Here is a 14,561-nt window from a genome sequence, read left to right as displayed (position 1 = left end):
TCAGAGATGCCAGTTTTGCGGCCAGAGCCAGATAATCAGCAGGCCGGCCCCTATCCCCAACCCAAAGGAGATACCGATCCAACGCCCCAGCTTCCGGGTACCCAGCACGGCCGCCATGGCCCCCTTGAAAGCCAGGTTGGAGAGGGATGCCAGCAAAATGAGTTTCCAGCCCGTGGAGATTTCCAGGCGATCCTGCCGCATGAGCTGCGAAAGGGAGAGCGTAATGGCGTCCACGTCCGTGAGCCCGCTAATGACCGCCAGGCCGTACAGGGCTTCGTTCCCGTACTCCTGCTTGATAAATGCCACTGCCAACAGGATCAGGCCGTAGAGCAGGCCAAATATCAGGGCGCTTTTGAACTGGGCCGGATTTTTAGGTTCCGGGACGGACTTCACGGAATCGTCCCGGTTCATGCGCAGGTAAATCCAGACGCAGATTCCGACGAGCACCAGGAATTCGGCCAGCAATGGGAGGATCATTGCGGGCAGGTGTTGCGGGATAACCACCCCCACTTCCACCAGCACCCGGATCACGGCAACCGCGGAAGCGGCCACGATGACAAAAGCCGCCATGATGTGTACTGCGCCGGATTCCTTGGTTTTCCGGGCATAACTCACCGTAGTGGCCGTACTGCTGATCAGCCCCCCCAGGATGCCCCCGGAGATGGTGCCTGCCCTGGCACCCATGAATTTGTAGATAAAATATCCCACAACACTGATGCCCACAATCAGGGTAACCATCAGCCAAATGCTGCGCGGGTTGAGCACATCCAGGGGGCCGAAGGTTTCGTTGGGCAACAACGGCAGGATGACCAGGGAAATCCCCGCAAATGTCATGATGGCCGCCAGGTCTTTTTCCTGCAGGTCTTCGATAAAGTCGTGGAGTTTGTCCTTGAGGTAGAGCAGAATTGCCAAGGCACCCCCGGTAACCACCGCGATCATCCGTTCGCCCATGACCAGGTAGGCCCCGATGGCAAACATCAGCAGGGCGGCCACCTCCGTGGTCTGCCCGATGTCCGGGGTGTCCGAGCGGCCGTTCTTGATCACGTTCGCGGTAATCAGCAACCCCCCGAGCACCAGGCCGAATGCCGGCATGATCAGCGGACTGTCATACACCCGGCTGAGCATTCCGGACAGCACCCCGAGCATGGCAATCAATGTAAAAGTACGCACCCCGGCCATCTTTGAGTCGGCGTGCTGCCGCTGCAAGCCGGTGAGCATCCCCAGTCCGAATGCAATGCCCAGGTTGATCAGGTCTTCGTACTCCATGGCCCATGAAGATAGCACAGCCGGCCTTGACGGGCAAACGCGATCCGAATTATTCGGGGCCTGCCACAAAAAAACCCCGGCTTGCGGCCGGGGTTCGTTCTTCAGGTAAAGGGTTTAAGACCCAGGGGGGGGGGTCATTTTATTCCTCCACCACCTTTTTCACTTTTTTCACGTCTTTTTGGACTTCAACTGAAGCTTCAGCCTCGGTGTAGTTTTCCAGGCTGACTTTTACATCTTCCTCCGTCCCGGTGAAAGTCACCTCCTCAACAGTCTTTTCCCCGTCTACACTGGTGGTGGTAGTCACGTAGGCCGTAACGGTGCCGTCCTCATTCTCATCCATCTGCACCTGCAGTTGCTTCTGGACTTCGCTGCCTTCCGAATAAGCCGCCAGACCGTCCGAGGACAGCGCGATACTCGGGGCGATAACCAGCGCCACCACAGAGATCAGCTTCAACAGGATGTTCAGGGAGGGTCCCGAGGTATCCTTGAACGGATCCCCGACGGTATCCCCAACCACGGCTGCCTTGTGGGCATCCGTGCCTTTGCGGCCCTGCTCTTCGATCATCTTTTTGGCATTGTCCCAGGCACCCCCGGCATTGGATTGGAAGATGGCCATCAATACGCCTGCGGAAGTAACCCCTGCAAGCAGGCCTCCGAGCATTTCCGCACCCCCGATAAAGCCAATCGCGACAGGTACAGCAATGGCCAGCAGCCCGGGAAGTACCATCTCTTTAATAGAGGCCTTGGTAGAAATTTCCACGCATTTCTCGTATTCCGCCTTTCCGTCGGCTTCGTCAAATATCTTCCGGTCGGCCGCAGAGGCCTTGGAGATATCCGCATCGTACTTGCGCATGACGGCAAGGGCGGCCTTCAACTCGGGGATATCCCGGAACTGCCGGCGGACCTCTTCGATCATCGACATGGCGGCACGCCCCACGGCATTCATCGACAGGGCCGAGAACACAAAGGGCAGCATGGCGCCCACCAGGAGACCGGCCATGATATCCGGCTGGGAAACGTCGATCGCCGTCACTTTTGCCGTTTTCATGAACGCGGCAAAAAGGGCCAGGGCCGTAAGGGCGGCAGAAGCAATCGCAAATCCTTTCCCAATGGCAGCTGTGGTATTCCCCACGGCGTCCAGTTTGTCGGTGCGCTCCCGCACTTCCCCGGGCAGTTCAGCCATTTCGGCAATCCCCCCGGCATTATCGGAAATCGGGCCATATGCGTCAACGGCCAACTGGATCCCGGTGTTCGCCAGCATCCCAACGGCTGCGATGGCAATCCCGTAAAGCCCGGCAAAGTAGTGGGATACCAGGATTGCGGCAGCGATCAGTAAAATCGGGATAGCCGTGGACATCATCCCCACGCCCAGGCCGGCGATGATATTCGTGGCGGACCCGGTCTCGGACTGCCGCACGATGGCGTTCACCGGCTTGGTCCCGGTTCCCGTGTAGTATTCGGTGACCTTCCCGACCAGCAAACCGGCCACCAGGCCGGCGATTGTCGCCAAAAAGACGCCCATGGAAGTAAACTCCCGACCGCCTTCAGTCCATGTTTCCGGAAGCATGGCGCCAATCAGGAAATAGGAAACCACCAGCATCAGGGCTGCCGATCCGAATTCCCCGATGTTCAGGGCCTTGTGCGGGGAACCGCCGTCCTTCACACGGACAAAGAAGGTCCCGATAATGGACATGACGATTCCGGCACCGGCCAGTGCCAGCGGCAGGTAAACGGCCCCCAGGCCGTTAAATGCCCCCTGGAACTCCGGGAGTACCACAAAAGAAGCCCCCAGTACCATGGTACCGATGATGGAGCCCACATAGGACTCGAACAGGTCGGCCCCCATCCCGGCAACGTCCCCCACGTTATCGCCCACGTTGTCGGCGATGGTAGCGGGGTTCAGCGGGTGGTCTTCCGGGATGCCGGCTTCCACCTTCCCGACCAGGTCGGCCCCCACATCGGCGGCCTTGGTGTAGATACCCCCGCCCACACGGGCAAACAGGGCAATGGAAGAAGCCCCGAGGGAGAATCCTGAGAGGACGTTAAGGACCTCATCGATCCCCCAACCCTGGGCACTGTAGATCATAAACAAACCGCTCAGGCCCAGTACGCCGAGCCCGACGACACCCATCCCCATGACGGATCCGCCTGCAAAAGCTACTTCCAGGGCTTTCCCAAGGGAGGTCCGGGCGGCATGCGTGGTGCGTACATTCGCCTTGGTGGCAACCTTCATCCCGATAAACCCGGCAAGGGCGGAGCAAATGGCCCCGACGATAAAGGACACGGCAACCATGCCGTTGGAACCGGCTTCGTTCTGCCCCTTAAAGAATAGCAGAACCGCCACGGCAGCGACAAAAATCGAAAGGATTTTGTACTCCGCCTTCAGGAATGACATGGCCCCGTCGGCAATATTTTTGGCAATCCGGGCCATTTTGGCATCCCCTTCTTCCTGCTTGGATACCCAGGCGTTCTTCACCAGGACAAAGAGCAGCCCCAGGACGCCGAAGGCTGGTAAGAATTTCACGATTTGTTCCATAATGTAGTCAGTATAGTTTCGTTAATGTAATCTGAAAGTGTTGCACTTTTTTTAACATTTTAAGCGCGAGCAAATGTAGTAAAATACCGGACAATAAAAAAAGCCCTTAACCATGCGGGATTAAGGGCTTTGCGGTGCGCAGGGCCGTCGGTCAGATCATGAATTTCCGGATGGTTTTGTATTCGCTGTCCTCATAGCGCCGGACGCAACTGCGGTAGATTTCCCGGGCTTCTTCCGCATTGCCCCAGCCACCGGTATCCACTTTCTTCTCCTCGAGATCCTTGTATACCTGGAAAAAATGCTCGATTTCCTTCAGCCGGTGGGGATTCAAATCGCTGATATCCCCCTTCAGGCTCCAGATCGGGTCGTTCAGGGGCACGCAGATCAGCTTCTCGTCCGGCCCTTTTTCGTCTGTCATGTGGAACACCCCGATAGGGCGCACCTTCATGACCACCATCGGGTAGGCGGGTTCCGTGGTCAGCACCAATACATCCAGGGGGTCCTGGTCCAGCGCCAGCGTCTCGGGCACAAACCCGTAATCCCCGGGGTACATCATGGAAGAAAAAAGCGTGCGGTCAAAGCGGATTTTGTTCAGGGTAAAATCGTATTCGTACTTATTCCGGCTCCCTTTGGGGATTTCGATCAGTACGTCAAAAGTAACCTCATCATTGTTTGTCATAGGCAGAGATTGTAGGCGGTGGCGGCTCCCGCACCGGCGGTTGGCACCACCCGGTTATCCGGGATTCGCCCCGGGCTGCAAAACTACGAAAAAACAGCCGTTTGCCGTCCGGAAATCAGAAATGGAAGCCAAAGGCGCCGGTAACGCTGAAAGCCCGGGCATCCGGATTATCCAGGTAGTTCCCCCGGAAATTGAAATCGATCCGGAAGATCTTGAAGATGTTGCCCACCCCCACGCTGTACTCCCAGTAGATAGAGTCATCCGGGGCCTGCAGGGGGATGTTGGCCGGGCTGTTGAGGAGCTGGTTGGCCTCGGAAAGCTGCCCCCAGACCCCGCGGAGCCCGACAATTTCCCGCAGGTTCCAGTCGCGCAGCATCGGGATGCGCGAAAACAGTCGGCCGTTGAAGTTGTGCTCCAGGTGGAGGGAAGCGTAGGTGTCCGTAACGAATTCGTAAAAATCCAGGTTCGGGAAGGTATTGTAGATGGAAAACAGCGTCTGGTTCCCGGGTACCACGTTGAGCATCACCAGGGGGACCTCCCCAAAGGTCTTCCCGACCTCCACGGTGCTCAACAACCTCCCCATGCCGCCCACCTGCCAGGGCTGGGAATAGGAGAATTGCACCTTGCGGTAGTCGAAATCGCTTTCCAAAAATCCCTGCAACCCCTGGGTATAATGCAGCAAAAGCGTGCTGTAGGTGTCGTTCACATCCCGACGTTCCACGCCGTAGCCAATGGTTTCCTTCCCCGGGGTGTAGATGAGCGTGGTGGTCAGGTCGAATTGCCTGACCTCCGAGGCGACGCCCCCCGGGGCCTCCGGATCCAGGTAGTCCAGGCTGAAAACATCCGGCAGGGCAGACCGGAGCGTGCGCATCGATCCCCCGAACCGGATCCTGAAATTCTCCAGGGGTTCTATATCCACCGCCAGGGTAGACAGGTTGATGTTTGTCAACCGGTTGTTATTCCCCACGGTAAATACGGCCGAGGAAGCCACGCTACGACCGAGCACGTCGTTGGTGGCGGTCAGGCTCAGCCCGAGTTGCTCGATGTCGCGGCGGTTGCCCCCCGAGAGTATCAGCCGGGTTTTGCGGTCCAGCAACCATTTACCCGAGATCCCGTACTTGACTTTTTTGTCCAGGAAGCCATAGGCCATATACCCCTCCAGGCGCCAGGGGTCGTTCTGCCCGAAATAGGTCCGCGCCCCACCCCTCAGGCGGACGCCCTCTGCATCGTTGTACCCGAAAACGCTGTAGATGTTTCCCAGGTCCAGGTTCCATTTGTCGATCTCCACGTAACCGGAACCCAGGATGCTGACCAGGTTGTAATAGGTATTGAATTTCGGCACCGTCCGCAGCGTGTCCAGCAAGGTGTAGATCCCCCGTTCGTCCTTGTTGAGTGCTTCCAGCCGGTTGGCGGACCAGAAAGCGTCGTCCCGGTTGAACACCCGAGGGTCGAAAGGGTCGGATTCCCCCTTGTAGAATGCCCGCCCCCTGGGACGATTAAAGACATAGTTGTCGTAAACGGTGGTGCGCTTGCCGTAGACCCCCCGGGATTCCTCCTTTTTGTTCAGCGCAAAATCGCTGAGCATGTAATCCCTTTTGAGCAGGAAAACCGAGTCCGAAAGCACGTCGAATTCCTGTTCGATGTAAATTTCCTTGACCCAGTTGATATTTGCACTCCGCGTCACGGCCAGGTTGATCCTGGCAACCGCGTAGGTGGTGTCATTTACCCAGAAATCCCCCTTGAAAGTCAGTTCGTTTTTCCGCCGCGGGTAATAGATGATGTTGTAGCACCACTTGTCTCCCAGGAAGGCAGAATCCGCCAGGACATAATTATAGGTGTCCACCCCCGTGGTTGAAAGCGGGCTGGTAAAACTCTTGTCGAAAAACTTCAGGTAGTTGTCGTAGATGTCGTATTCCGAATAGAGGTCCTGTACAAAGGCGATGATTGCCTGGTTGTTGCTGAACCCGGAATTTTTGTTGCCCAGCACGTCTGTGCGCTCCTCCCCGATCCGGTTGTCCCCGTAGACCCGGGAGAACTTCTCGTTCAGGAATATCGGCAGGTAGGTCTTCCCGGTGATCCGGGAGGTATCCAGGTCTTCAAAAATAAATTCCAGCCCCCGGAATACGCGGCTCTCCATCAGGCTGCTGTCGATGGTATTCAGGTCAAACTCAATCTTCTCGTAGGTGTCGTAGGCGTACTGGTCAAAAAGCTTCACGCCGTTGCGGCGCTTTTTCTCCCAGATTTTCCGCAGGATGTCGATGGCCGGATTGTCTTTTTTGGGTTGCCGGCCCATGTAAACCACCACTTCGTCCAGCTCCTCCCCGGATTCCTCCATCTCAATCCGCAGGCCCGTATTGACCCGCTGCTCCAGAACGATCCGCCGCGTGGCATACCCGATGTAGGAAACCACCAGCGTATCCCAGACGGCCTCAGACTCCAGGTAAAACCTGCCGTCGTCATTGGTAATGGTGCCTTCGGACGAGCCCGCAAACAGGATATTGGCAAACGCCACCGGGTCTCCGGATGCATCTACCACCAGCCCCCCGGCCTTGGTTTGGGGCCAAAGCACCTGGCAGGCGAACAGCAACAGGATTGGGAACAGATAGCGGCGTACGGACATGCGTCGGAATTCGAATGGGCATGAGGTTTCCGGCAGGGTCCGGGGAGATGAGGGTGGTGCAGGCGCGCCGGGCCATAACCTGTCAGCAGCCCCTCCGGACCTTTCCGGCGGGGCTAATATACGGCAGCAAGCGGTGCCGATTACTTATATAACACTTTCTTAACAGCGGCGATTACGTCCTCGCTGTTGGGCAGCCATTCCTGCAGCAGGACCGGCGAATAGGGTGCCGGGGTGTCCGCGGTATTCAGTTTGATGATGGGGGCGTCCAGGTAATCGAATGCCTTTTGCTGTACCTGGTAGGTGATCTCGGTAGCCACATTTCCGAAGGGCCAGGCCTCTTCCAGGATCACCAGGCGGTTTGTTTTTTTGACCGATTCCAGGATGGTTTCATGGTCCATCGGCCGGACGGTCCGCAGGTCGATGATTTCACAGGATATCCCTTCGGAATCCAGCTTTTCTGCCGCTGCGTAGGCCTCTTTGATAATCTTTCCGAAGGAAACGATGGTGACGTCGGTTCCTTCCCGTTTAATCTCCGCCACCCCGATCGGAATCGTGTATTCCCCTTCCGGGACTTCCCCTTTGTCCCCGTACATCTGTTCGGATTCCATAAAGATTACCGGGTCGTCGTCCCGGATGGAGGCTTTAAGCAGCCCCTTGGCGTCCTTCGGATTGGAAGGCACCACCACTTTAAGCCCCGGGCAGTTGGCGTACCAGCTTTCAAACGCCTGGGAGTGCGTGGCCGCCAATTGGCCGGCGGAAGCGGTCGGGCCCCGGAAAACGATGGGGATATTGAATTGGCCGGCGGACATCTGCCGCATTTTTGCGGCGTTGTTGATGATCTGGTCAATACCGACCAGGGCAAAGTTAAACGTCATGAATTCAATGATCGGCCGGTTGCCGTTCATGGCAGATCCCACGCCGATACCGGCAAAACCAAGCTCGGAAATGGGGGTGTCAATCACGCGCTTGGGACCGAATTCGTCCAGCATGCCCTTGGAAGCCTTGTATGCCCCGTTGTACTCGGCCACCTCCTCGCCCATCAGGTAAATGGATTCGTCTCGCCGCATCTCTTCGGACATGGCTTCGGCAATGGCTTCTCTAAATTGTAGTGTCTTCATGTTATCTGGGTGTTCGCTGGTTCGCAATTCGGTAACAAAATGCCCACAAAAATAGAAAAATATCGCGCAAAATACGGGGCGGCGACTTCAAAAAATCAGGAAATTTTTACTATGCATGCATAGTATTTCTGAAATATATTGGCTATCTTAGCAGCCACTTTCAATCCTAAAGCTATTGAAAATATGAAGCTATTAGTTTGTATCAGCAATGTGCCCGATACTACCTCTAAAATCAATTTCACGGCAGACCAGACTGCTTTTGATACCACCGGCGTGCAGTTCGTCATCAACCCGAACGACGAATTCGGGCTGACGCGGGCCATGTGGCTTAAGGAGAAGCAGGGCGCAACCCTGCATGTAGCCACCGTCGGGACGGCCGCTGTGGAACCTACCATGCGGAAGGCACTGGCTATCGGGGCCGATGAGGCCATTCGCATCGACGCGGAGCCGAAAGACGGCTTATTTGTGGCCCGGCAGCTGGCCGAGGTGATCAAAAACGGGGGGTACGACCTGGTGATTGCCGGGAGGGAGTCCATCGACTACAACGGTGGCATGGTCCCCGGGATGATCTCCGCCCTGCTCGATATGAACTTCGTCAATAACTGCATCGGGCTGGAGCTCGACGGTACCAAAGCCACGGCCGTACGGGAAATCGACGGCGGAAAGGAAACCCTGGAAACCAGCCTGCCGCTGATTATCGGCGGCCAAAAGGGCCTTGTGGAAGAGAGCGACTTGCGGATCCCGAATATGCGGGGGATCATGATGGCGCGTCAGAAAAAACTCAGCGTGGTTTCCCCCGTGGACATGCAACCGGGAACCGAGGACAAACGCTTCGAAAAACCAGCGCCGAAAGGCGATGTAAAACTCGTGGACCCGGGCGAGCTTGACAAACTCGTAGATCTGCTCCACAAGGAAGCCAAAGTCATTTAAACTGCTGCTGCAGCGGCCCGTTACGGGCACGCTCGCTCAACCAAAAACATTCGGACATGTCAGTACTCGTATATACAGAAACAGATAAAGGTAAATTCAAAAAGAATGCCTGGGAAGTGGCCAGCTACGCCGCGGCCCTGGCCGAAAAACTCGGTACCGAGGCCGTGGCAGTTGCCATCAACCCATCGGACCCCGGGGCGCTGGGCACCTACGGCATTTCCCGGGTGCTCGAAGTCAGCGAACCCCGTCTGGAAACTTTTAATGCCCGGGCGGCGGCGGCCGTAGTAAAACAAGCGGCCTCCCAGGCCGGGGCAACCGTAATCGTGGTCAGTTCCAGCGCGGATGCCAGGTTTATGGCTCCTATACTGGCCGGGGTCCTCAAGGCGGGATACGCCCCGAACGTCGTGGGCCTGCCCGAGCAGACGGACCCGATCGTGGTCCGCAGGACTGTATTCAGCAACAAGGGCTTTGCTCATACCCAGCTAGACGGCACCCTGGGAATCATCGGGGTGTCCAACAACGCATTTGGGGCCGTGGAAAAAAACGGGGACGCCACCGCGGAAGCCTTTTCCCCGGAACTCCCCGATTCCCTGTTCAGCACAAAATCGGTTTCCGTGGACAAGGCCACCGACAAGATCGCCATTGCCGATGCGGAAATTGTCGTCTCCGGCGGCCGCGGCCTGAAAGGCCCTGAAAACTGGGGGATGGTAGAAGAACTGGCAGAGGTTCTCGGGGCGGCTACCGCCTGTTCCAAACCGGTTTCCGACATGGGATGGCGGCCCCACAGCGAACACGTCGGCCAGACGGGGAAGCCCGTGGCCAGCAACCTCTACATCGCCATCGGGATCTCCGGGGCCATCCAGCACCTCGCCGGGGTGAACGCTTCGAAAGTCAAGGTGGTTATCAACAACGATCCGGAGGCGCCCTTCTTTAAGGCCGCCGATTACGGAGTGGTTGGCGACGCCTTTGAAGTCGTCCCGGAACTCATCGAAAAATTAAAGGAGTTTAAGGCCGAAAACGCCTAATTTTTGTTAATTTGTCCCTTTAATAGGGCTGTTAAATAACCCGTCCCTGTTGTTTAACAGCCTTTTTTAATTGCGCGAACGATCTATGAGCCTTGTACGGTTGAAAATAAAAGGAATTTCCTATAGTCAAACCCAGAACGGGGCCTATGCCCTGATCCTGAATGAGGTGGAGGGGGATCGAAAACTCCCCATCGTGATCGGTGCATTTGAGGCGCAATCCATCGCGATTGCCCTGGAAAAGGAAATCAAGCCGCCCAGGCCGCTCACGCACGACCTTTTCAAGAATTTCGCAGACCGTTTCGATATAGTAATCAAGCAGGTGATCATCCACAAACTGGTAGACGGCGTATTTTATTCGAGCATTATCTGCGAACGGGATAAAATCGAAGAAATCATCGATGCGCGTACCAGCGACGCGATTGCCCTGGCCCTGCGGTTTGGGGCGCCGATTTTTACCTACAAAACCATTTTGGACAAGGCGGGTATCTACCTGAAGTTTTCCTCCAAGGATAAAGAGAAAGAAACCGGGGACGACAGCATTGTGGTGGATGAAATCCTCCAGGAAAGCGAAGCCGTGGAAATCGATTCCGGGGCTGCGTCGGCCTATAAGGAAATGACCCTCGAGGAGCTCCGCGCCGAACTGGACAAGGCCGTAGCCAGTGAAGACTACGAGAAGGCGGCCAAATTGCGGGATGAAATCTCCAAACGCAAATAGTTTGTCAAGGACTATCCGGTTCAAAGCGATCGCATGCCTCGGAATCACCGGGATTGCCCTGGCCTTTCCCGATCAATTATCCGCCCAGGTGGACAGCCTGGCCAGCACCGCCCTGGACACCACCCTGTTGAATGACGCACAACCGAGCCAGGCCGTGCCCAATCAGGGATTTACCCTGGAATCGCTTGGCCGCGGGGCACTGGGCATGGCCGTCCTGCTGCTCCTCGCCTTTGCATTCAGTGCCAACCGCAAACGGATCAACTGGAAAACCGCAGGTATCGGCCTGGGCATCCAGCTGCTCCTGGCCATCGGCATCCTGAAAATACCGGCCGTCCAGTGGTTTTTTAATATGCTCGGGGGGTTTTTCAACAGCATCCTGGAATACACCCTGGCCGGGAGCACCTTTATTTTCGGGAACCTGATGGACCTGGACAATCCGAATATCGGCTATGTATTTGCCTTCCAGATTTTGCCGACGATCATTTTCTTTTCGGCCCTTACCTCGGTACTCTATTACCTGGGCGTCATCCAGAAAATAGTTCGCGGGCTGGCCTGGCTCCTGACGCGTTCCCTGGGTATTTCGGGCCCGGAGAGCCTCAGTGTGGCAGGGAATATCTTTCTGGGGCAGACGGAAGCCCCGCTGCTCATCAAGGCCTACCTGGAAAAAATGAACCGATCGGAAATCCTGCTGGTGATGATCGGGGGCATGGCCACGGTAGCCGGGGGCGTACTGGCCGCCTATATCGGGTTCCTTGGGGGGAACGACCCGGCCCTCCGCCTGGAATTTGCCCGTCACCTGATCGCGGCATCCGTCATGGCAGCCCCCGGGGCGATCGTCGTATCCAAGGTGTTGTATCCCCAGACCGAGCCGGTGGACAGCGTTATCCGGATTACGGATGAAAAAATCGGCAGCAACATATTGGATGCCATCGCAAACGGCACCACGGAAGGCCTGAAACTGGCCGTAAACGTGGGGGCCATGCTCCTGGTATTTGTGGCCTTTATCGCCATGATCAACGGGATCCTGGACTGGACCGGCGGGACCACGGGCCTCAATGCCTGGATCGCCGAACGGACGCCCTACGAGAACCTGTCGCTCGAAGCCATCCTGGGGGCCGTTTTTGCCCCGCTGATGTGGCTGATCGGCGTGCACGCAGACGATATGATGCAGATGGGGCAGCTGCTGGGGATCAAGCTGGCCGCCAGCGAATTTGTAGGGTATATCCAGCTGGCAGACCTCAAGGACGGGGCAGGCTCCACCGGCCTGGGGTACCAGAAATCCATCATCATGGCCACCTACATGCTCTGCGGCTTTGCGAATTTCGCCTCCATCGGCATCCAGATCGGGGGCATCGGTTCCCTGGCCCCGGGACAGCGAAAAACCCTGTCCGAATTCGGTATGCGGGCCGTTCTGGGAGGCACGCTCGCCTCGTTGCTCTCGGCCACCATCGCCGGGATGATCCTGGGATAAACCGGGGTTGATAACTGTTGGATAATTGCCGGCGGCCTGCCCCGTGGGAACCCTGTGAAATTGTTTATTTTTGATCCCGGCCGGGACCGACCCCGGCCGCATTCGGAAGACGATATCCCCATGAAACAGTACCACGACCTGCTCCGGCACGTTTTGAAAGAAGGATTGGAAAAAACCGACCGTACCGGCACGGGAACGGTAAGCGTATTCGGCTACCAGATGCGCTTTGACCTCTCGGAGGGATTCCCCCTGGTCACCACCAAAAAAATCCACGTGAAATCCGTCATCCACGAACTGCTCTGGTTCCTGCGCGGGGACACGAATATCGCATACCTGAAAGAGAACGGGGTCCGCATCTGGAACGAATGGGCAGACGAAAACGGCGACCTGGGGCCTGTTTACGGGCATCAGTGGCGCAACTGGAACAGCGAGGGTCTGGACCAGATTGCCCAGGTTGTGGAAACCATCCGCAACAACCCGGACAGCCGCCGGATGCTGGTGGCCGCCTGGAACCCGTCCGTTTTGCCGGACACCTCCAGGACATTTGCGGAAAACGTCGCCGACGGCAAGGCCGCCCTCCCCCCCTGCCACGCCTTTTTCCAATTTTATGTCGCCGACGGGAAACTCTCCTGCCAGCTTTACCAGCGTTCAGCGGATATCTTCCTGGGGGTTCCCTTCAACATCGCCTCGTACGCGCTGCTGACACTGATGGTGGCACAGGTCTGCAACCTGCAGCCGGGGGAATTCATCCACACCTTTGGCGATGCACATATCTACAACAACCACCGGGAGCAAATCCGGCTGCAGCTCAGCCGGGAACCCCGGCCGCTGCCGACCATGGAACTCAACCCGGAGGTGACCGACCTTTTCGCTTTCCGCTACGAAGACTTTACCCTGCACAACTACGACCCGCATCCGCTGATCCGGGGGAGGGTTGCTGTTTGATCCGCGTATCCCGTAGGCCCGGATAGGTGCCCGATCGGGGACCGGGCTGGACTACAGCCGGGAAATTCCCTATCTTTCAGGAAAAGCATGAAATGCCCGTTACCGCTACCCTGGCAGACCGCCTGCTAAGTACCCGATCCCATTCCGAAGCCCTCTGCCAGCCCTTACAGACTGAAGATTACGTCGTACAGCCCATCGAGGACGTCTCCCCGCCCAAATGGCATCTGGGACACACCACCTGGTTCTTTGAGGAGTTCGTATTGAAGCCCTTCGTCCCGGGCTATTCGGTTTTTCACGAAGATTACGCCTTTGTTTTTAACAGCTATTACGAAAGCCTGGGCGAACGGGTGATACGGGCCAACCGCGGCAACCTCTCCCGTCCCTCCGTGCAGGGGGTCTACAAATACCGGCGCCACTTTACCGAAAAACTGATGGAATTCCTGGAAGGCGAGGTGCCCGCAGAGGCCTGCGATCTTGTGGAAGTGGGCATCCACCACGAACAGCAACACCAGGAACTCCTGCTTACCGACATCAAGTATATCCTGGGCAACAACCCCTTGCTCCCGGCGTACAGCGACTGCGGGCCGGAGGAATTTCCAAAGTTGGGGGCCGCGGAATGGATAACGGTTCCCGGGGGACATTACGATATCGGCCACCGGGGGGAGGGCTTCTGTTTTGACAATGAGCTCGGGCGGCACCAGGTACTCCTGGGGGATTTTGAAATTGCCAGCCTGCCGGTGACCAATCGGGATATGCTGGATTTTATCGCTGACGGGGGCTACCGGCGTTTCGACCTCTGGCATGCCGAAGGCTGGGACTGGGTAAACCGGGAAGGCATCCGGGCGCCCCTCTACTGGCACGAGCGGGACGGGCAGTGGCAGTATTATACGCTAAAAGGCCTGCAACCGGTAGACCCGGAAGCCCCCCTGGCCCATATTTCCTTTTACGAAGCCTACGCCCTGGCCGAATGGAAAGGTTTCCGGCTGCCCACCGAATTTGAGTGGGAAGCTGCCCAGGAGGCATTTGGCTGGGGCAACCGCTGGGAATGGACCGGAAGTGCCTACCTGCCCTATCCGGGATACCGGAAAGCCCCGGGGGCGCTGGGCGAGTACAACGGGAAATTCATGGTGAGCCAGCACGTGTTGCGCGGCGCTTCGGTGGCCACCCCACATGGCCATTCCCGGCCGACGTACCGCAATTTCTTTCACCCGCACCTCCGGTGGCAATACACCGGCCTCCGGCTGGCCCGCTAAATT

At 57.2% G+C, this 14,561-nt stretch carries 11 protein-coding genes; 6 read left to right on the top strand and 5 right to left on the bottom strand.

Annotated features, from left to right (window positions below; genetic code table 11):
• The 5 genes from AC3DKS_RS06690 to AC3DKS_RS06670 form a co-directional block, all read right to left on the bottom strand.
• A complete protein-coding gene (locus tag AC3DKS_RS06690; RefSeq protein ID WP_474731604.1) occupies positions 1–1,266 on the bottom strand; it encodes an MgtC/SapB family protein in 1,266 nt (421 codons plus the stop codon).
• Positions 1,267–1,405: 139 nt separating this feature from the next.
• Positions 1,406–3,802, bottom strand: coding sequence for a sodium-translocating pyrophosphatase (locus AC3DKS_RS06685; protein WP_015755829.1), 2,397 nt, complete (start codon positions 3,800–3,802; stop codon positions 1,406–1,408).
• Between the two features lie 151 nt (positions 3,803–3,953).
• A complete protein-coding gene (locus AC3DKS_RS06680; protein ID WP_015755830.1) occupies positions 3,954–4,481 on the bottom strand; it encodes an inorganic diphosphatase in 528 nt (175 codons plus the stop codon).
• A gap of 115 nt (positions 4,482–4,596) precedes the next feature.
• Positions 4,597–7,101, bottom strand: a complete 2,505-nt coding sequence (locus tag AC3DKS_RS06675) for a DUF5686 and carboxypeptidase-like regulatory domain-containing protein (RefSeq protein ID WP_272607551.1) — start codon at positions 7,099–7,101, stop codon at positions 4,597–4,599.
• A 140-nt stretch (positions 7,102–7,241) separates the two neighbouring features.
• Positions 7,242–8,219 carry a pyruvate dehydrogenase complex E1 component subunit beta gene (locus AC3DKS_RS06670; RefSeq protein ID WP_041327942.1) on the bottom strand — a complete coding sequence of 326 codons (978 nt, stop codon included), beginning with the start codon at positions 8,217–8,219 and terminating at the stop codon, positions 7,242–7,244.
• Between the two features lie 183 nt (positions 8,220–8,402).
• Here AC3DKS_RS06670 and AC3DKS_RS06665 point away from each other — a divergent pair, with 183 nt between their 5' ends.
• From AC3DKS_RS06665 to egtB, 6 genes are all read left to right on the top strand, one after another.
• The gene (locus AC3DKS_RS06665; RefSeq protein WP_015755833.1) at positions 8,403–9,149 is read left to right on the top strand and encodes an electron transfer flavoprotein subunit beta/FixA family protein; all 747 of its coding nucleotides are present in this window, start codon (positions 8,403–8,405) and stop codon (positions 9,147–9,149) included.
• A gap of 56 nt (positions 9,150–9,205) precedes the next feature.
• The gene (locus tag AC3DKS_RS06660; protein WP_015755834.1) at positions 9,206–10,174 is read left to right on the top strand and encodes an electron transfer flavoprotein subunit alpha/FixB family protein; all 969 of its coding nucleotides are present in this window, start codon (positions 9,206–9,208) and stop codon (positions 10,172–10,174) included.
• 85 nt (positions 10,175–10,259) lie between these two features.
• Positions 10,260–10,889 (top strand): bifunctional nuclease family protein, encoded by a 630-nt coding sequence (locus tag AC3DKS_RS06655; RefSeq protein WP_015755835.1) that lies wholly within the window; start codon positions 10,260–10,262, stop codon positions 10,887–10,889.
• Between the two features lies 1 nt (position 10,890).
• Positions 10,891–12,360 carry a NupC/NupG family nucleoside CNT transporter gene (locus tag AC3DKS_RS06650; RefSeq protein WP_272607552.1) on the top strand — a complete coding sequence of 490 codons (1,470 nt, stop codon included), beginning with the start codon at positions 10,891–10,893 and terminating at the stop codon, positions 12,358–12,360.
• A gap of 120 nt (positions 12,361–12,480) precedes the next feature.
• A complete protein-coding gene (locus tag AC3DKS_RS06645) occupies positions 12,481–13,305 on the top strand; it encodes a thymidylate synthase (RefSeq protein ID WP_015755837.1) in 825 nt (274 codons plus the stop codon).
• A gap of 92 nt (positions 13,306–13,397) precedes the next feature.
• Positions 13,398–14,558 carry an ergothioneine biosynthesis protein EgtB gene (gene egtB, locus AC3DKS_RS06640; protein WP_272607554.1) on the top strand — a complete coding sequence of 387 codons (1,161 nt, stop codon included), beginning with the start codon at positions 13,398–13,400 and terminating at the stop codon, positions 14,556–14,558.
• Positions 14,559–14,561 lie beyond the last annotated feature (3 nt).

This window comes from Robiginitalea sp., from assembly GCF_982776155.1.
The sequence above is the reverse complement of the archived record's forward strand: the minus strand, read 5'-3'. Positions and strand labels throughout refer to the sequence as shown.